This window comes from Sphingobacterium thalpophilum (assembly GCF_038396785.1).
GTDB classification, from domain to species: domain Bacteria; phylum Bacteroidota; class Bacteroidia; order Sphingobacteriales; family Sphingobacteriaceae; genus Sphingobacterium; species Sphingobacterium thalpophilum_A.
On sequence record NZ_CP151087.1, the window covers coordinates 428221 to 448449 of the forward strand.

16 protein-coding genes are annotated in these 20229 nt (G+C 40.1%); 10 read left to right on the forward strand and 6 right to left on the reverse strand.

Annotation, left to right across the window (positions count from 1 at the left end; translation table 11 throughout):
- Positions 1-2 precede the first annotated feature (2 nt).
- From AACH28_RS01980 to AACH28_RS01995, 4 genes are all read left to right on the forward strand, one after another.
- Positions 3-659 (forward strand): succinate dehydrogenase cytochrome b subunit, encoded by a 657-nt coding sequence (locus tag AACH28_RS01980; RefSeq protein WP_070564055.1) that lies wholly within the window; start codon positions 3-5, stop codon positions 657-659.
- Positions 660-671: 12 nt separating this feature from the next.
- Positions 672-2588, forward strand: a complete 1917-nt coding sequence (locus tag AACH28_RS01985; protein ID WP_341832096.1) for a fumarate reductase/succinate dehydrogenase flavoprotein subunit — start codon at positions 672-674, stop codon at positions 2586-2588.
- A gap of 11 nt (positions 2589-2599) precedes the next feature.
- Entirely contained in the window at positions 2600-3349 is a 750-nt protein-coding gene (locus tag AACH28_RS01990) for a succinate dehydrogenase/fumarate reductase iron-sulfur subunit (RefSeq protein ID WP_046673445.1), read from the forward strand.
- 203 nt (positions 3350-3552) lie between these two features.
- Positions 3553-4494, forward strand: coding sequence for a polysaccharide deacetylase family protein (locus AACH28_RS01995; RefSeq protein WP_070564061.1), 942 nt, complete (start codon positions 3553-3555; stop codon positions 4492-4494).
- On the opposite strand, the gene AACH28_RS02000 is transcribed toward AACH28_RS01995, so the two are convergent.
- Both AACH28_RS02000 and AACH28_RS02005 read right to left on the reverse strand, forming a co-directional pair.
- On the reverse strand, positions 4491-4868 hold the full coding sequence (locus AACH28_RS02000; RefSeq protein ID WP_341832097.1) for an N-acetyltransferase: 378 nt from the start codon (positions 4866-4868) through the stop codon (positions 4491-4493). The two genes, AACH28_RS01995 and AACH28_RS02000, sit on opposite strands and share 4 nt — an antisense overlap.
- Positions 4869-4951: 83 nt before the next feature.
- On the reverse strand, positions 4952-6127 hold the full coding sequence (locus AACH28_RS02005; RefSeq protein ID WP_341832098.1) for an IS4 family transposase: 1176 nt from the start codon (positions 6125-6127) through the stop codon (positions 4952-4954).
- Between the two features lie 424 nt (positions 6128-6551).
- On the opposite strand from AACH28_RS02005, the gene AACH28_RS02010 reads away from it, so the two are divergent.
- Positions 6552-9767: a TonB-dependent receptor gene (locus tag AACH28_RS02010; RefSeq protein WP_341832099.1), complete on the forward strand. Its 3216-nt coding sequence runs from the start codon at positions 6552-6554 to the stop codon at positions 9765-9767.
- Between the two features lie 36 nt (positions 9768-9803).
- The gene (locus tag AACH28_RS02015) at positions 9804-11681 is read left to right on the forward strand and encodes a RagB/SusD family nutrient uptake outer membrane protein (protein ID WP_112374115.1); all 1878 of its coding nucleotides are present in this window, start codon (positions 9804-9806) and stop codon (positions 11679-11681) included.
- 260 nt (positions 11682-11941) lie between these two features.
- Here AACH28_RS02015 and AACH28_RS02020 read toward each other — a convergent pair whose 3' ends face one another.
- The 3 genes from AACH28_RS02020 to AACH28_RS02030 form a co-directional block, all read right to left on the reverse strand.
- Complete coding sequence (locus AACH28_RS02020; protein ID WP_159332944.1) at positions 11942-12085, reverse strand: hypothetical protein; 144 nt, start codon at positions 12083-12085, stop codon at positions 11942-11944.
- 111 nt (positions 12086-12196) lie between these two features.
- Complete coding sequence (locus AACH28_RS02025; protein ID WP_341832100.1) at positions 12197-13408, reverse strand: MFS transporter; 1212 nt, start codon at positions 13406-13408, stop codon at positions 12197-12199.
- An 88-nt stretch (positions 13409-13496) separates the two neighbouring features.
- Positions 13497-14156 (reverse strand): FadR/GntR family transcriptional regulator, encoded by a 660-nt coding sequence (locus tag AACH28_RS02030; protein ID WP_286751910.1) that lies wholly within the window; start codon positions 14154-14156, stop codon positions 13497-13499.
- Between the two features lie 204 nt (positions 14157-14360).
- On the opposite strand from AACH28_RS02030, the gene AACH28_RS02035 reads away from it, so the two are divergent.
- The 3 genes from AACH28_RS02035 to AACH28_RS02045 all read left to right on the forward strand — a co-directional run bounded on the left by AACH28_RS02035 (position 14361) and on the right by AACH28_RS02045 (position 17200).
- The gene (locus AACH28_RS02035) at positions 14361-14720 is read left to right on the forward strand and encodes a hypothetical protein (protein ID WP_341832101.1); all 360 of its coding nucleotides are present in this window, start codon (positions 14361-14363) and stop codon (positions 14718-14720) included.
- 377 nt (positions 14721-15097) lie between these two features.
- Positions 15098-16894: a serine hydrolase gene (locus AACH28_RS02040; RefSeq protein WP_341832102.1), complete on the forward strand. Its 1797-nt coding sequence runs from the start codon at positions 15098-15100 to the stop codon at positions 16892-16894.
- Positions 16895-16933: 39 nt separating this feature from the next.
- Positions 16934-17200 carry a hypothetical protein gene (locus AACH28_RS02045; protein WP_046673356.1) on the forward strand — a complete coding sequence of 89 codons (267 nt, stop codon included), beginning with the start codon at positions 16934-16936 and terminating at the stop codon, positions 17198-17200.
- Between the two features lie 80 nt (positions 17201-17280).
- Here the strand turns inward: AACH28_RS02045 and AACH28_RS02050 are convergent, their stop codons facing one another.
- Positions 17281-18858 (reverse strand): Na+/H+ antiporter, encoded by a 1578-nt coding sequence (locus AACH28_RS02050; RefSeq protein WP_341832103.1) that lies wholly within the window; start codon positions 18856-18858, stop codon positions 17281-17283.
- 353 nt (positions 18859-19211) lie between these two features.
- On the opposite strand from AACH28_RS02050, the gene AACH28_RS02055 reads away from it, so the two are divergent.
- Positions 19212-20156: a pentapeptide repeat-containing protein gene (locus AACH28_RS02055; protein WP_341832104.1), complete on the forward strand. Its 945-nt coding sequence runs from the start codon at positions 19212-19214 to the stop codon at positions 20154-20156.
- Positions 20157-20229 lie beyond the last annotated feature (73 nt).

Consider the following 20229-nt stretch of genomic DNA (forward strand, 5'->3'; position numbering starts at 1 on the left):
TTATGTTATCTACTTTGTCAAAAAAGATGCTCATGTGCCTGACTGGATTGTTTTTAGCGTTCTTTTTGCTGATTCACTTCCTAGGGAACTTACAGCTATTCTTGCCGCAGGAACAAGCACATTTACAATTTAATGCCTACTCACATTTTCTAGCGGGCAATATCTTGATCAAGATTATCTCTTATGTACTTTATGCCAGCATTATCCTTCATGCCTTAGATGGCCTTGTCATTACATTAAAAAATAAAAAGGAGGGAGCTGTTTATAAATCGGATCATCGCGGAAGAGCAAGCAAATGGTACTCGCGTAATATGGGAATTTTAGGTACTATAATTCTCATCTTTTTAGTTATCCATTTTCAGAATTTTTGGTATGTATACAAATTTGGTGCAACCCCGCTTGATGAGCGGGGGAACAAGGACTTATATGTTTTGGTCATCGCTGTCTTCCAACAATGGTGGTACGTCCTTATCTATGTATTATCTATGATAGCCTTGTGTTATCATCTTATTCACGGGATTCATAGCGCAATTCGAACCTTAGGATTATTTCATCCAAAATTTGTCAAATGGTTTAAGATCCTTGGCATTGGCTATTCGGTTATCATTAGTTTGGGCTTTGCCATGATGCCTGTTTATATATTCTTTACAGTAAACTAAAGCGGATAAATCATGATATTAAATTCAAAAATACCAGAAGGGCCATTGGATGAAAAATGGACACGCTATAAGAAGACTGCCAAATTAGTTAATCCCGCCAATCGCAAAAAATTGGATGTTATCGTGATTGGTACAGGGTTGGCGGGTAGTTCTATTGCAGCCTCCCTTGGCGAGATGGGGTATCAGGTGAAATCATTTTGTTTTCAGGACAGTCCGCGACGGGCGCATTCCGTCGCAGCGCAGGGCGGGGTAAATGCGGCAAAGAACTATAAAAATGATGGAGATAGCGTTTACAGAATGTTTGTTGACACCTTAAAAGGAGGGGATTTCCGTGCACGTGAAGCAAATGTATACCGCATGGCAGAATGCTCACTTAATTTGATCGATCAAGCTGTAGCCCAAGGAGTTCCTTTTGGACGAGAATACGGCGGCTATTTAAATAATCGCTCTTTTGGCGGCGTACAGGTAAGTCGGACGTTCTATGCAAGAGGCCAAACCGGGCAGCAGCTTCTTTTGGGCGCCTACCAGGCACTTATGCGCCAGGTAGTAAAGGGAACCGTGCAACTTTTTACACGACATGAGATGCTTGATGTTGTTGTTATCGATGGAAAGGCACGTGGTGTTATCGTACGTAATCTAGATACGGGCGATATTGAACGGCATGCGGCCCATACAGTTGTATTAGCAACAGGAGGTTATGGTAAAATATATTACCTATCGACCTTGGCTATGGGATGTAACGGTTCGGCAATCTGGCGCGCACATAAAAAGGGCGCATTAATGGCTTCTCCGAGCTGGATTCAGATTCACCCGACGTCCTTACCACAATCGGGCAGTTATCAGTCTAAATTAACCTTAATGTCGGAGTCTTTGCGCAATGACGGAAGAATATGGGTCCCCATGAAGGAAGGTGAGACGCGAGAACCCAACGCTATTCCGGAGGAAGAACGGGATTACTATTTAGAACGACGGTATCCCGCATTTGGAAATCTTGCCCCACGGGATATTTCCTCTCGGGCGGCAAAGGAACGGATCGATGCCGGCTTTGGGATTGGTCCACTCAAAAATGCTGTTTATCTTGATTTTGCGAAGGCTATCAGAGAACAGGGGAAACAGAAAATACAGGAAAAATATGGTAATCTATTTGACATGTATGAAAAGATTACGGGATATGATGCTTATAGCGTACCGATGATGATTTCACCGTCTGCACACTTTTCCATGGGCGGTTTATGGGTCGATTATGAGTTGATGACGAGTCTGCCAGGTTTATTTGCGCTTGGCGAAGCTAATTTTGCGGACCATGGTGCAAACAGACTTGGGGCAAACTCACTGCTTCAGGCATCTGTCGATGGCTATTTTATCGGTCCCTATACGATTGCCAATTATTTGGCAAACGATATTCATACGGGGAAAATTTCCACAGATCATATTGCGTTTGAACGTGCTGAAGAGGATGTTAGAAAACAAATCGACGTATTTTTGAAAATCAAAGGCAGTAAAACTGTGGATTATTTCCATAAAACACTCGGCAAAATACTCTATGACTATTGTGGGCTGGCACGTAATGAAAAAGGGCTTCGCTATGCTATTGAAGAAATTAGAAAGCTAAAACAAGAATTTTTCAAGGACGTTATTGTCAGCGGCCAGGCCGATACGTTAAATAGCGAACTGGAGAAAGCCGGACGTGTAGCAGACTATTTTGAGATTGGAGAACTGATGTGTTATGATGCATTGACGCGAAATGAATCCTGTGGAGCGCATTTTCGGGAAGAATATCAAACTGCAGACGGAGAGGCGCTACGTAACGATGCCGAATACCAATTTATTTCCGCTTGGTTATGGAAGGGAGAAAATGAAGAACCTGAGTTGGTCAAAGAACCGTTGACCTTTGAAGAAATACAACCAACTGTTAGGAGCTATAAATAAAATGAATGATTATGGATTTATATCTTAAAATATGGCGACAAAAGGATCGCAATGCTACAGGCAAATTAGTGACGTACACATTAACTGACCTAAATCCGCATATGTCTTTTTTGGAAATGTTGGATACTTTAAATGAACAGTTGATAACAGGAGGAGAAGAGCCCGTCGAGTTCGATCACGACTGTCGTGAAGGAATTTGCGGGCAGTGCGGAATGATGATTAACGGCATTGCACATGGGCCCCTTAAGCATACGACGACTTGCCAGTTACATTTACGTTCATTTAAAGACAAGGATACCATTACCATAGAACCTTTTCGTTCAGCCGCATTTCATATAAAAAAAGATCTGAAAGTGGATCGTTCCGCATTCGATCGAATTATTTCTTCTGGTGGATTTGTCTCTATCAATACAGGACAGGCTCCAGATGCAACAGCCATTCCTATTTCTCATGAATTAGCTGAATCGGCATTTGACTCGGCAGCCTGTATAGGTTGTGGTGCTTGTGTGGCGACGTGCAAAAATGGCAGCGCGGCCCTTTTTACCTCAGCAAAGATCACCCATATGGCACTATTACCACAAGGAAAGGAAGAGCGTAGTCAACGGGTATTAAATATGATCAAACAAATGGATAAGGAGTCCTTCGGTCATTGTTCAAATACAGAAGCGTGCGAGGTAGAGTGTCCACAAGGTATATCAGTACTGAATATCGCACGTATGAATTTTGAGTATAACAAGGCACTATTTTTTAAAAAGAAATAAAGACCAACGGTCGAAAAAAGTGGCACGATAGTTTCTTATATCGGATTTATAATAAAGACTGAAGCCATAAAAAGAGCGATACCGGATCGTTGAAGATGACTCACCTTATCCCTGAAAGTAGGGATTTGTAAGATTTTATGGTTAATAAATAGGTTTTTGTAGTAATTTTGAAAAAAGAAATTCATTAAGTTATAGCGATTGATATGAAGTGTAGTAGGTTGTTTGTGGTACTTTTCATTTGTAGTATAGTGTTTAGTGTAACCGCATGTAAGGATTTTTCAAACAAAGTCTTGGGAAAAGGCGAACTGAAGGACACACTTACGGAGAAATTGGTTGTTAAGGAAAAAATACCACATTTGTTGAATAGGTGGGATTCGCTTCAGAAAAATCAGATACACTTTACAGTAGATAGTCTACACCCTGTTCCGATCAAACAACAAAGACGTGAGCTAAAGGACTCCCTGCGGAAAGCATTTGATAAGCAACCAAAACATATTTATTTGACTTTTGATGATGGCCCATTAATTGGTAGTGCTTTTATTGATTCTATTGCGAAAGAAAAAAACATTAAAGTGAGTGTATTCTTGATTGGTAAACATGCGAATATGAGCAAAGGAAGAAAACGCGATCTTGCCCGTTATGAATCCAATCCACTTATAGCCTGTTATAATCACAGCTATACGCACGCAAACAATCAATATTCAAGATTTTATAGTAACCCCCAAAATGCTTTTGCTGATTTTGAAAAGAATGAAAAAGATCTCCATTTAAAACATAAAATTGTTCGGCTTCCAGGAAGGAATATTTGGATATATGATAATGTTCGTAAGATTGACCTTAAGAATGGATCCAGCACAGCCGATCTATTGCATAAGAACGGATATACAATTTATGGCTGGGATGTCGAGTGGCGGCTTAATAGCGTTACTGGTACGCCCATACAGAGCCAAGAGTCTACCTTGTCTCATATCCGAAATTATATGAACAACAAAAGCTCAATGGTACCTAATAATGTTGTTTTCTTAATGCATGATGATATGTTTCAAACGCGAAAAGGGCAGCAGGAGTTATCCACTTTAATTGATGCATTAAAAAAAGAAGGCTACCAGTTTGAATTGATGCAAGATTATCCGATTAAGTATTAGATAGGTTCGTCAGCTGTCATCTCATCAAAACCCATTTCTTTTGCAATCTGATGAGCACCAAGAATTAATTTACCGCCAATTCCCTGTCCTTGAAACTGAGGTAGCACAGCGACAGGAGCCAAGGCAAGAGAATCGGATGTTTTTTGATTCTCTTTATCGATAATCTTCACCTTTGTCAGGAGTATATAGCCTGCTATTTCTCCTTCAGCTTCAGCTACCATTGACAGTTGTGGTATAAATTCTGCTGTCCTTCTTAGTTTTTCTACTAAAATGTGCTCTTGATGATCGCTATACTGTTCGTTTTCAAAGGCGAGTCGGATCAGTTCGAATACAATCGTTGTGTCACTTGACTTTTCTGTCCTAATATTTACCACATCTGTCCTAAATAAATTTTAGGATTGGATTTCTGTGGTACAGGCATAGCTTTTTTCATCATTTCGATATTGACCCCTATTTTTCAATCTGCAAAAATCTTTAGCTGTCCCTTTTTTCCTTTTATAGGCGGCCTGAGAAAGGGATCATCTATCCATTGCCAGATGTTTATTTTCACGAAGATATTCATTCTGATGAATGCGACCAGATTGGACAGGTTCCAGTCATATTTGGCCTTTTTTTGTAAGTATTTTAACAGTAATATGCCAATGAGTGAAGTCCAGATCTGGATCATCACTGCATTTTCAGAAGTCCCTTTGAATGTCGATACTTTTAAGCGCTGCTTTAGATGCTTGAAGAAGACTTCGATATGCCAGCGTTGTTTATAGATGTTTGCCACCAAAGAAGCCTTCCACTTCGTATTATTGGTCAAAAAGTGGTACTCATTGCCAGTGGTGCTGTCCCAAAAGTGGATCAGGCGTAACGGTGTGGAATTGTATTTATTGCGGGCAGCACCGGATAGCTCAATGAGCTCATCCTTAAGGATGCCCTTTTCCTTAAGGGCATCGCTCTGGTAGGACTTGATAACGTTGTACTTCATGTTCACTTTACTCCTGGTAACAAAATAACAACCCCTGCTGTCCAAATCCCCAAGCCAGCTGTAATCCACGTAGCCACGGTCCACTACCACCACGCTTCCCTTGGAAAAACTGTAACTACCGGCTCGCTGGCTCTCATGTACTTTTCCATCGGTAATCTGCATAAAAACAGGTAGGCAGCCATCATAATCCAAGACAGTGTGCAGCTTTACGGCACCTTTGGTGCTGCGAAACTTTGCCCAGTCAAATACAGATAGACATAAGGGGATGATGCTTGCATCCATCAGATATACTTTACGCTTTAGCTGACCAAGATCTTTGCGAAAATGGGTGTCCTTTTGCCAAAGCCTATCCAAAACAGAATAGTAAAGATCTTTGAAAAGTTCATGGGTACGGTGTGTGTTGATATAGGATATATTAGACTTACTTGGAGCTCTTACTACACCTAAGTGGTTCAGATTACCAGTGGTACTGCGTAGACCGTTACTAATATCACGGACCGAATCTGCCGAGGAAAAATGACAGAAAAGCATACTGACTAGATGCGTCCAGCTGTTGATCCCTTTCTGATGTTTGTCACTTTTGTGCTTTGAAACCAAATCTTTGAATAATTCGCGGTCGATAAGAGATAAAATCTGACTAAAAACATTTAAATTTATCATGGCGGTGTGTTATAATTTTGCAATTTAAATATAGCAACTTTGCTATATCCAAACACCGCCACTTTTTAAACGTTTAGGACGCAAGTGTTTCTAAATGATAAAAAGTACTTTTCCTCAGGACTTTCTATTTGCAGTGTTTTACTAGTTCTTTGATCTTGCGTTGAGTAGCAAAAGCGCTGGAAACAATTTTGAGAAAATGAATTTACAATTGATTTGTTTTTCAATAAATTATCTGATTACCAATCACTTAATAACAATAGTGTTAAATAGTGTAAAAATAACACTTGCAATGTATATTTATTTTCGTATTTTCATGTTAAATAAACAATTATAAATCGCCTCCAGTAGACACCTAAACCGATACGTCTTAGAGGTAAAAAAAATAACTAATTAAACACAAAATTTAAACAATTAAACAGTTTTTATGATTAACTGCCATTATTTCTCAAATCAATGGAAGAGAGCGTTTTGGACTGGATCATTGTGCTCACTAGTGGCCTTGAGTCCCCAAATCGTCGATGCTACAACCCTCGCAAGCTATGGAATTCTCTTTCAGCAGGAGCAAAGTGTTTCTGGAACGGTGCATGATGAATCTGGAATGCCAATTCCTGGAGTAACAGTTTCCGTCAATGGAACAAAGTTAGTAACTAAAACCGACGTTCAAGGTAGATACAAGTTAGACAAAGTCCCCGCAAGTGCGATTATTAATTTCCGGATGGTCGGCAAACAATCTATGGATGAAGCTGTAAAAGGAAGACAGACCATCGATATCACACTTCTTAATTCGGAATCGAATCTCGAAGAAGTCGTTGTTGTTGGTTACGGAAAGCAACGCAAAGAGACTGTCACCGGTGCCGTAGCCACTGTGAAGGGAAGCGATCTAGCACAATCACCGGCATTGAACGTTTCCAATGCATTAACAGGACGCGTCCCGGGCGTTACAGCAACCAACGGGAGCGCCGAGCCTGGCTACGATGGTTCCAATATCAAAATCCGGGGAACGAATACACTGGGTAATAGCAGTCCCTTAGTCGTTATTGATGGAGTTCCTGCGCGTGAAGGAGGAATTGATCGTATTAATCCCCGAGATATAGAAAATATCTCGGTTCTAAAAGATGCTTCTGCTGCTATTTATGGAGCCAGGGCAGCCAATGGGGTTATTCTCGTTACGACAAGAAGAGGAAAAACAGGAAAACCGCAGTTTTCTTATACGTTCAACCAAGGGTATTCCCAACCTACCGTTATTCCTAAATTAACAGATGCCTCCCAGTTTGCGGCAATTAGAAATGAACTCGAAATTTATAACCTCCCTGTTGAAGAATGGTCTGCTGCTTATACAGCGATCAACGAGAAAGGCAGTTACAATAAACAAGGTGGAGGAGTTTTGGATGCGCCGTTTAAACCAGAAGATATCCAAAAGTTCAAAGACGGATCAGATCCTTGGGGGCATCCCAATACTGACTGGTATAAAGCTACGCTAAAAAACTGGTCACCTCAACAGCGCCACAACCTCCAAATCAATGGCGGTACTGAGGATGTCAAGTATCTGATGTCTTTGGGGTATCAAAATCAGGATGCCTACTATAAAAATTCGGCTACAGGTTATAAACAGTATGACTTAAGGATCAATCTGGACGCCAATATAAGTCAGTATATCAAAACACAATTTGGTGTTTTAGGAAGACAGGAAAACCGAAATTTCCCCACCAAGAGTGCTGGCACGGTCTTTAGAATGCTGATGCGGGGAAATCCAACACAACCAGCAATATGGCCTAATGGAATGCCGGGACCAGATATCGAAAATGGCGAAAACCCCGTGGTAATTACGACCAATGCGACAGGTTACGATCACGATAAACGCTACTATTTTCAAACAAATGGTCAGGTTGAGATTACAAATCCCTGGATAGATGGTCTTAAATTAACACTTAATGCCTCTGTTGACAAATATGTAAAAAATCAAAAAACATGGGTTACACCCTGGACTTTGTATTCTTGGCAGGGCGCTTATGAGGCCGATGGCAGCACACCACAACTGGTTCCTGGAAGACGTGGGCCTGCCGATCCAAATTTAAACCAAAGCAATGAAGATCAACTGAATATCTTACTTGGTGGAATCTTAAGCTTTGAGCGGAAATTTGGTGACCATCAGGTAAATGCTATAGCCGGTATCAACAGAGAAACAATTGATAATGATAAATTCAGCGCGTATCGTCGCTATTTTCTTTCAAATGCGATCGACTATCTTTTTGCCGGTGGAGAACAGGAAAAAAATAACGATGGATCTGCATGGAAAAGAGCGCGGCTAAATTACTTTGGGCGATTTGGCTATAATTATAAAAGCAAGTATATCGCAGAATTCCTTTGGCGTTATGACGGATCGTATATGTTCCCTGAAAGTGAACGGTTCGGTTTCTTTCCAGGTGCCATGGCGGGATGGGTCGTGTCGGAAGAGAATTTCTGGAAGGAAAATGTCCCTGTGATTAATTATTTCAAGATCCGTGCGTCATATGGCCAGATGGGTAATGACAACATCTACTATGATGATAAATTACAAGAATATCAATATTTTTCAACCTATTCCTTTGGTACTTATATCGTCAATGATAAGCTAGCCAAAACCCTTTTTGAAAGCCGTGTTCCTAATGAGATGATTACTTGGGAGGTTGCCAATAACTATAATTTAGGGTTTGATTTTCAATTTTTACAAGGAAAGCTGAATTTCGAGTTTGATATTTTTAAAAATCGCCGTAATTCCATTCTATGGAGAAAAAATGCGTCAATACCACAAAGTACAGGGATGACATTACCGGCAGAAAATATTGGCAAAGTGGATAACAAGGGTTGGGAATTTAACTTAGGTTATAGTGGCAAGGTGGGAGATTTGGGGTACACGGTTGGTGTGAATGGTGGTTATGCTAAAAACAAAATTATCTTCTGGGATGAAGCCCCGGGCGCCCCTGCATGGCAGCAAAGTACAGGTAAACCTATCAAAACGGATATTTATTATGTCTATGACGGCGTATTCCGTGACATGGAAGATATCGCCAACAATAAATTGGACTATAGTGCCATTACGAAAACTTTACGCCCTGGAGATATGAAATATAAAGATTTCAATGGTGACGGAAAGATTACCCCCGATGATAAAGTAAGACGAGACAAGAATAGTGACCCAACATTTCAGGGAGGTTTCAATTTTAGTCTGACCTATAAGGATTTTGACTTATCGGTACTATTTCAAGGAGCTACAGGAGGAGAGATACGTGTAGGAACGGATGAATCTGGATCTATCGGAAATTTTGTGGAAGAATTCTATGATAAACGCTGGAGCATCAGTAACCCAAGTAGCGTTTATCCACGTTTGACAGACCGTGGCAATCAATATTATTCTTATAACAATACCTATTGGATGCGGAGTACCGATTATTTGCGGCTTAAAAATGTGGAAATAGGATATAATCTGGCCTCAAGCATTTGTAGTAAAATTGGCATTGGTTCTTTACGTCTATATGCAAATGGCATGAATTTAATAACGTGGAGTAAGATCAAAATGTATGATCCAGAAGCCGTTAATGCATTAGGGCAATATTATCCGCAGGCAAGATTGATTAATTTTGGCGCATTATTATCGTTCTAACCAACTGTCATATTAAGAACTTAACGAAGAAGAAAAATGAAAAAAATTAAGAATATATCACTTATACTACTTGTACTTTCTGCATCATTACAAGCTTGTAATGATGATTTTGTGAGCACGAAGCCACTCAGTGAAGTTCCACAGGAGATCGTTTGGTCGGATGCTGGTTTGTCTGAGGCTTTCGTGACAGAAATCTATAACGGTTTTGGGGTAGGAGGCTTTTATGAGCAAGAAATGGCATCCATGACCGACGAAGCTTTATTTACACACCCTAATCGGGGCATAAATACCGTGACCGAATCTCGATCAAATCCAGCTGATCAAGGCTATATTATGGATACTTACGAATACGGTCGCATGTATACGCGCATCCGGGCAACTAACATTGCCATCTCCAATTTGAGTGCACCCAAGTTTGACAAAGCAAAAGCCGATAAGCTGTTAGGCGAAGCCTATTTCCTGCGTGGGTATTATTATCAACAGCTCTTACGCTTTTATGGTGGCATCCCCATCGATAATAAGATATATACATTGAACGATAAAGACTATATGGTTCCGAGGAATAGCTATGAGGAGTGTGTCAATGCCATCGTGAAAGATCTAGACAGCGCAGCTCTTTTGTTAAAGGGCAGTTCATCAACAAAGGGACGTGCAAATGAAACTGCAGTATTGGCCTTAAAATCAAGGGTATTACTCTATGCTGCCAGCGATCTCCACGATGCGGGTAAAGCCAAAGCAAAATCAACATTATTGGCAGGGTATAAAAATCCAGAATATCTAATGTACACGAGTGGCAATCAGGTGGAGCGTTGGACAAAAGCAAAGGCCGCAGCAAAAGCCGTACTGGATCATACAGAATTCGCCTATAAGTTAGACCTAACTCAACCCGCTTCGCCTAATGAGGGTACTGCCAACTATATGGCCGTATCGTTAGGAGGGGGGAGCAAGACAGTTGATTTTACAGCAGGAAAAGATATTATTCTGGGGAGATTCTTTATTGACGAAAAGGATGAACGTGGTGGCTGGGTAGGGCGAGACAACGGTCCAAATGGCTATCATAACTGGGCCGGAAATACACCGATACAACTCTTGGTAGACGACTACGAGACTATTGATGGCCAAAAATTCAGCTGGTCAAATCCTACTATGGCAGCCAGCCCTTATCAAAATCGTGACCCACGTTTAAAGGCAACAATTTTATACGACGGTGCGGATTGGAAACCTAGGACAGCTGATGTCGCTGAAAGAGATAAGGCGAATCAAATCCAAACAGGTCAATACGAAATAATGAATGCCAAAGGACAAAAGGTTATCCAATTTGGCCTTGACACAAGAAAAAGCCCGATTGAAGATTGGAATGGTTCACGGACTGGATATTATATTCGTAAATTTACAGATCCGGACCCTACAATGCAGGATCAAAACACAAGACAGCGCATTCCCTGGCCAATGTTTCGCTATACAGAGGCGATATTGAACTATGTAGAAGCATGTCTTGAATTAGGAGAAGAGAATGAAGCTAAAACATGGTTAAACAAAATCCGCTTTAGAGCTGGAATGCCTGCAATTCCAACCGCCGAAACCGGAGCGGCTCTAAAAGCACGTTATAGAAACGAGCGCCGTATTGAATTAGCCTACGAGGAGCATCGCTTCTTTGACGCGCGACGCTGGATGATAGCCGCGGAAACTATAGGTCGTAAAGCAAATATTATAAACATCACGGGAACCCTTAAGGCGGGTAAAAATGTAACTCTTTATCAATATAATCCCGATAACTACACCTATACCTATACGGTATCCAATATTGATCCAGGTATCGAAAATAGGAACTGGGATGACAAAATGTACTACACGTCTTTGCATCGCGATGAGGTTAATCGAAATACAAAATTGATCCAAAATCCAGGTTACTAGTATTTAAAGAAGCTGTCCAAATGTGCAGTGCCCCCAGAAAATGTCTAACTTTTTGGGGACACTGCATTTTTTTGGACAGCTTTTTTTGCGGCTAATTTTTAATACGTTTTGAATAGGTCCAATTTTAGTAACTATGCTGTATTGATAAGCGACAGGAATAAGTTTCAGTATATGCTGCTAGTGGCGGCAATATGCCTTAGATACCTATTGTGTTCGTACCTGCTTCGGACAAGCTTCGGAGCTCACCGGATAAGGATTAGCTATTGGCCAGTTCCTGACCAGTATTTTCCTGTTCGGAGACTGGTCAATGACTGTTCAGCATCTGTACGGAATCTATTGATGATCCGAAGAAAGTACGAAGCAGGTACGAAGCAAAGGGCTTCCCATTCGCTTATTGTTGCCATTTTTCACCGGATTTCACCATAGCTCTTTGGACAGGTTGAAACTTTATCTGCTATTCAAAAATAGTTTCCACAAAACAAGTGACAAACTTTTCGGACACACTGATTATATAATTACTTTTTCTGCTGACTTATATTAGGTAATAGCCCTGTAACTACTCCGATTAATGGAAGATAAGCACAGATATTAAATACATATTCGATTGAGGTTTGATCTGCAAGCCAGCCCAGAACTGCTGAACCAATTCCCCCCATACCAAAAGCAAAGCCAAAAAATAAACCAGCAATCATTCCGACCTTTCCTGGGATGAGTTCTGTCGCATAGACCAAGATAGCAGAGAATGCAGACGATATAATAAGACCTATTAAAATAGCGAGGATAATGGTTAGCCCTAGACCCACGTGTGGCAATAGTAATGTGAACGGAGCCGCTCCGAGAATCGATACCCAGATAATTAGTTTACGCCCATAGCGATCTCCCAATGGCCCCCCTAATATAGTTCCCGCAGCTACAGAAGCAAGAAATATAAATAAGTATATTTGAGATTCCTGAACCGAAACATGGAATTTATTGATCAAATAGAAGGTGAAATAACTGGTCATGGAAGCCATGTAAAAATATTTGGAAAAAATGAGTACCAATAAAATTACAAGTGCAAATACTACTTTTGATTTTGGCAGGTCGGCTTTTGAAGCACCAACAGCAGTTGTTTGTGTCTTAGGCTTGAGATGTATTTGATACCAATTACCGACATAAGTAAGAATCATAACGGCTACAATGGCCAATACGCCAAATACACCAATGTATTGTTGGCCCAAAGGGATCACAATAAGCGCTACAAGAAGGGGACCTATCGCACCACCAGCATTACCACCGACTTGGAAGATAGACTGGGCGAGCCCCTTTTTGCCTCCGGAAGCTAAATGAGCAACTCGAGAAGCTTCAGGATGAAATATAGATGAACCCATGCCAATAAGACTTACAGAAAGGAGAATGTAGATAAAGTTTGACGCAAAAGAAATGCATATCAATCCTGCTAAAGAGAAAAGCATACCGACAGCGAGTGATCGTGGTGTAGGGTTTTTATCTGTATACAAACCAACGAAGGGTTGCAAAATAGAAGCAGTAAGCTGAAAAACCAACGTTATAATACCAATTTGGGTAAAACTAAGCGCATAATTTGATTTTAACATGGGATATACTGCCGGGATGACCGACTGAATCAAGTCATTGAGCAAGTGTGAAAGACTAATCGCAAATAAAATCGCATAGACGGTTTCGGAGCTTTTCCAAGATCCACTCGGGTTTAAAGATTGTGTTTTCATAAAAGAAATATTCATCAGGTCATCTGATGTTTTAATTGATAAAAATAACGTATATTGAGATTGATGATTTGCATATGCTACAGGAAAATTACAGCTGTTGGATAATTCGGTTAGCAATATCAACAGCTTTTTTCACTTCTTTATCTTTGATTGCCAACATCAGTTCCTCGTGTTGCTGTTGTGAAGTTAAGAAGGGTACTGTATCCTTATAAATAGTCATGAAGAACTTATTGACATGTTCAGATAAAGTTGTATATAAAGCGGTCAAAATACTATTTCCACATGATTCAGCAATCGCACTGTGAAAGGCAATATCGGCATCCACGCACGCCATCAAATTTCCCATTTCGGCATATTTCGCTCTATTTTTGAGCGCTTGAGCCATATCCTTGAGGCCTTTCGAAGTACGATTTACGGCAGCTTTTTCAATAATTCGCAATTCCAATACGTGTCTAACTTCAAAAATATCGTTAAAATTGGCTTTTTCAATTTTTGAGTCAAGAGCATGATGACCTGTGCTACTTTTAACAAAAGTACCAAGACCTTGTTGTACATTGAGATAGCCTGATTGACTTAAATATTTGACCGCCTCACGAATGCTGGATCTGCCCACAGCAAATTGTTTCATCAATTCTGGTTCCGTAGGAAGTTTAGATTCTACCGGAAATTCACCTAATTTGATTTTTTCTTCTATTGCCGCGGCAACTTCCTCTGCCAAGGATCTTCGTACGATAGCTTCAGTCTTCATATAGTCATATCATCTGATGATTGCAAAGGTAGTAGAATTTTTTGAATTCTTATTTATTTTCAAAAATTTGATCAAACCAACCGAATATTGTTACGACTACATCAGATATTTATTACAGTGTTTACTGTGTTAAATTTATTGGCAGTTTTAGGTTAATTAACAGTGAGGCTGGTCCTCCAATGTATTTATCTAAAACTTAGTAACATGAAAAAATTAATGATGAGCGCCGTAGCCTTGGCTTTAATGTCATCTGCTACTTTTGCGAAAACGGGGCCAAAAGCGGCCGACAACAGCCATGTTGAAAAATCAACGATTTACAAATCACAAACTGGAAAAGCTAATTTGAATATCGTGAGCGACGCCAAAGAGATCAAGCTCGGAAAGTCTCGTACGCTATGTAGATTGACGATGAGTATCTATAATACAAGCGGTCAGTTGATCGAAACTCAGGTTCTCACGTACACCAGCTATGGAGCCAATGATATGTATTATAGCAGCTGCGGAGCATGGTTTAGTGCTACCATTCAGAATTATCAAAACTATTATGGTAATCCGAATCATTAAGTATCAACTAATCAAACGATGTAACGGGGCTAGCACGCCCCGTTTTCATTTTTCCACAATTCAACCAAAAGGAAACTTCTATTGACGATCCTAATATGACAATGAAGATGCTACTGTATGCAAACATGCGATAGGGCTGACAGCTGATGATGTTAGAAAAGCGAGATACCGCTTAGTAAAAATAAATTGATCGTATTCGGACATTAAATGTCCGAATACGATCAATTTATTTTGGAATATTATTGCATAACATTGTTTTACAGTGATTTATGGTTTTGGCAATAAAATTGGCATCAGCTGTCAATGAAGAATTACAAAGAAGCCAGCAAGAGATAGGAGAGGCGCTTCGTATCATCACTTAAACGATCATAAATAAAATGAAAGCTTTACCAATTACTGGAATTTTTGCGATACTAGTGTCAACCGCATTTGCTCAAACGACCCCTCAAAAAATAAAGGAGATTTCTCATGTCGAATCCAGTCTCATACCGCCTGTTCGTTTTGAGGGTGAGCCGGCCTGGAATATTAAGTCGCGCATGGAATTTTATCAGGTTCCAGGTGTAAGCATCGCCGTGATAAAAAACGCTGAAATATTATGGAGCAAAACGTATGGTTTTGCCGATCTCGATTCGAAAACACCAGTTAGGTCAAACACCTTATTTCAGGTGGCGTCCATGAGCAAGCCCGTAAGTGCATACGCTGCATTGAAGGAAGTGGAGCTTGGCAAGTTGGCATCCAATGCCGATGTGAATTTATACCTGAAATCCTGGAAAATACCCGAAAATAATTGGACCAGAGCGAAAAATGTTACACTCAAAAATATCATTAGCCACACTGCGGGACTTACTGTAAGTGGGTTCCCGGGCTATCGGACAACAGACCCAATTCCTACAGCGGTAGAAGTACTGAGTGGTCTAAAGCCTGCTAATACACCTATGGTGTATGTTGATAAACTTCCTGGCTTAAATTTTCGGTATTCAGGCGGTGGCTATACCGTACTTCAACAGATGCTCGTTGATATTGAAGGGAAAGATTATAGTAGCATCATGGAAGAAAAGGTACTCTCACCTTTGGGTATGAAAAATAGCACTTTTGCCCAGCCTCTTCCTGAGTTGAAAAAACAATTTGCGGCGACGGCTTATACTGTAGATGGTAAAAAAGTCGAAGAAAGATATCATGTCTACCCAGAGCAGGCGGCTGCTGGCTTGTGGTCAACAGCAGAAGATTACGCTAGATTCGTGATCGATATTCAACGGACCTTAAATGGCAAAAGTAGTACTATTATTTCCAAGAAGATGGCCGAAGAATTCACAAGCCCCTATATTGAACCTATTATAGGATTAGGTGTCTTTCTGGAAGATTACGACGGTTCATCTTATTTTTGCCATGGTGGATGGAACGAAGGCTTTAGCTCCTATTTTGTTGGAAATAAAACAAGCGGTGATGGCGTAGTTATTCTTACAAATACAAACAAACCTGAATTTATCAACGAACTTGTCCGAGCGGTTGCATTAACCTATCAATGGCCCAATTACCTGGCCCCAATAAATAAAATTTTGCCGCTCAGTTCTCAAGAACTGAATGTCAATAGTGGACGTTATCGATCTGGCAAATACGGTGTTATAAGGGTCTATAGTCAGAGTGGCAAGCTTATGTCAGTCCAAAATCTAGACAAGCCTGTAGAGTTGGTTAAAGTGTCGGCAAATACTTTTGTTATGCGAGATCGAAACGTGAACGTAGTATTTTCAAAGGATACCGAAAGCGGTCAATATGAGCTTGTACAGGTTTTGCGTGATAAAAAGATTTATTCCAAAAATCCGAAAGTCAATGCAAATGACCGGACTCCACTAGAGCTTATTTTAGAAGGAAATTTCGAGGATGGATTAAAAGCTTTTCAAAAAGCAAAAGAACAGGATAGTGACGATGAGTTGCTTTCAGAAGGTTTCCTGAACGGTGCAGGTTATGAATTGCTCAAACAGCATAAAATAAACCAAGCTATTGACATATTTAAGGTGAATAAGGTGCTATATCCTAAAAGTGAAAATGTTTATGATAGTTTAGCGGAAGCCTACCTGAAATCTGGACAAATAGATAGTGCCAAGAAGAACTATCAAAAAGTTCGCGAAATTAATCCTAAAAACGAAAGAGTAAGTAAGATTTTAGAAACGTTATAACACAAATATAATGAGCCATATTTTTGTTAATTTGCGAGCATGTCAAATCAAGCTAATAATTATCGATTGTTTTCCAAAGAAATTCTCTCACTTTGGAAGAGCCAGGATGTATCATATGTTAAAGTAGAAGAATTATCCATTGTTGAAGGAATCACTTTTTTTGAACTTATACCAGATTCCGAACTTTTGGATGAAGGTGGGGTAGAAACACTCTATGCCATAGATTCTGAAGATGTAGCGGATATGTTGGTGTTTAGCAAATCTATTCGTTTTGTTGTTCACGACATTTATTTGGATGAAGACTAATAAATTAGTTATTTATGATCGACAATTCAATCTGCATTGTCGATCATTAATGTACGGCAGTAGGCTGAGCTAGGGATAAATTAGCTTCTCATATTCAACCTTTCTTCCTGAAGATCTAACAAACGAAGGTGTTTGCGGATGATCTCTTCGTCCAATAAAAGTTCTTCGCGGTTTTTATTGATAAGCCAAATTCGCTGTGTTTCAAGGATATCGATATAGATTTTACGGTATTCGGCATAATTAATGATAATCTCGGAGCTCCGCAATTGATTTTCATACTTCTGTAGTTGATCCTTTAAGGTCGGAAAACTTTCAACTTTGTCCGCGTAATCATTACGAATCTTGTCAACGGCGACTTGAGCCAATCTATTCTGAATTTCATAATCGATCTCCTTTTCACTTCTTACAAAATCTCTATCTACTAATTTGATTTTCCTCAAGATAAAAGGGAGGGTCAACCCTTGAACAAGTAAGGTTAACAGAATCACAACAAATGTGATGAAAAGAATGAGATTCCTTTGAGGAAAAGGAGTTCCGTCGGCCAAAGTTAATGGGATAGATAGCGCTGCTGCCAAAGAAACGACGCCACGCATTCCAGTCCATCCGATAATCATTGGCGTTTGCCAACCGGGCGATTGAGCGTCTGCAACCGTTATAAAATTTCTCATGATCAAGGTCGTAATTACTGCAGCATACCCTGCAAAAATTCGTACAAGAATAAGGACTATTGTAACGGCGACGCCATAGCCAATAGCAGTGGAGATATTGGTATCACCCAATCCAGATACAATTTCCGGTAAATCTAATCCGATAAGCATAAAGACAATGCCATTCAGCAGAAAGCAAAAGCTTTCCCATACGGTCACTGTCCGGATCCGGGATGCACTGCTCAAAAAATCGTGACTACGATACGAGAGAAATAAGCCGCCACTGACAACCGCAAGAACCCCAGAAGCATAAAGTTGTTCTGCGATCAAATACATCGAGAAAGGTGCAATAAAAGTTAACAATATGTCTGTATTGGAATCGGTTGGTAAAAGTTTGTGCATTTTCAGAAAAACATAGGCAATTGTAAGTCCGATTCCCACTCCGCCAATACACATCCAAATAAAGCTCCCGGCCGCTTGGTACCATACATACTGCCCAGTAGCAGCAGCAATCATTGCAAAGCGAAAAATTATTAGTGAGGAAGCATCATTCAACAAACTTTCACCTTCCAATATGGACGCCAGCCTTTTGGGTACCTTCACGAATTTTAAAATTGCACCGGCACTAACCGCATCAGGAGGGGAAACTATTCCACCCAATAGAAAACCGAGAGCTAAGGAGAATCCCGGGATAAAATAGTTGGCAAAAACGGCAACGGACAATGCTGTAAAAAAGACCACAACAAAGGCAAAGCTGAAGATAATCCGGCGCCATCGCCAGAGTTCTTTCCAGGAAGTTGACCAAGCTGCCTCGTAGAGGAGCGGCGGTAAAAAAATAATGAATATCAATTCGGGTTCTATCTTTATAGGGGGAACTCCCGGGATAAAACTTATTACAAGTCCCGCTAATACGAGTAAAACAGGGTATGCAACCTGAATTTTTCTCGCCAGCATGATCAACATCGTAATTAGTAGGACTAAAAACAGGTAAAACTCAAAATTCTCTAACATATGTAAATTTTAGGTATATAAATATAGATCAAATTTCTAGAAATATTTAAACTAGCTTGACGGTATTCATGGTGGTAGATCTTCCTAAATTAGTTAAAGTTTGTCTTTCTCATAACCCACGATCTAAAATATGGGATGGCATTATCATAAAGAAAGGTTCGTCTTTGAGGAGTTTTACTTAAAATATAGTTTCAATAACAGTATAGGACAATACTCTAGGAATAACAACCCGAAGTTGTTCGAATACAACGATAAGTAGCATAATTACAACTAGAGGTATTTCCCTTTTCGCGATAATTACAGATTAGCCTCAATATATTTGTAAAGTTGAACATCATCAATAAACAATAATTATGGATAACAAAACATTAGGTAATAATATTGCCAAAGTGCGGAAAGAGCGAAATATGTCGCAAGCACAGCTTGCTGAACTTTTATTCGTCAGCCCCCAAGCAGTTGGAAAATGGGAGCGGGGAGAGTCTTTACCAGACTTTTTAACACTACATAGACTTGCGGAAATATTCGCAGTCGATCTAAACTACTTCGCCGAAAATTCGAAATTAGGAGATAGCGTAGCAAGTCAAAAGGTGGTCATTGGCACTTTAGATGACACGAAAGGAAATTCTCTGGAAGAGGCAAAATTTTCTGATACGGGACAAAAGCCCCTACTGACAGATTTTAGTGGTAACACGCTAGCCGAAACTGATTTTTCTGGCGTAAATGCGCCAAAGAGAAAATTTCTCGGAAGTGAGCTGCGTAGTACAGACTTCAGTACAGCAGATTTCACGGCAAGCATTTTTAAAGGAAGTGATATCCGCGATGCTAATTTTGATTCGTCGAACCTTACGGACTGCACATTTTCTGCTAGTAATATGACGAACGCAAATTTCAACAAGACCGTTCTCGCACGTACAGAATTTTATGCGTCGGAGTTGAACAATGCTAGATTTAATAGTATAAAGCTGACAGATGTCAAATTTACGGCGTCGGATCTCAGAAAAACCATTTTTGAACACTGTGAGTTCAATGGTGTTTGCTTTAAGTCCTGTGATATGAAAGGCATAAGCTTTGATGGGCAAGTATTTGTCGACGTAAAATTCGATAATGCAGACCTAGCAAACAGTTCATTTAGAGGGGTTATTCTTAGAAATGTTTCCTTTCGGCCCACGTTTGCGCTTACCAATAAATATTATAAGAGTATTAAAACAATCGATTTTGACGGAGCCTCAATGGACAAATTAACCTACGCAGCTCTTAAGGGAGTAGGCGTATCGCTTGAGAATATTGTGCTCTTATAAACAACACGATACAAATAGAAGGCATGGTTCTGCAAGTATGAACCATTGCCTAAGTGTAGGTGCCATACCAATG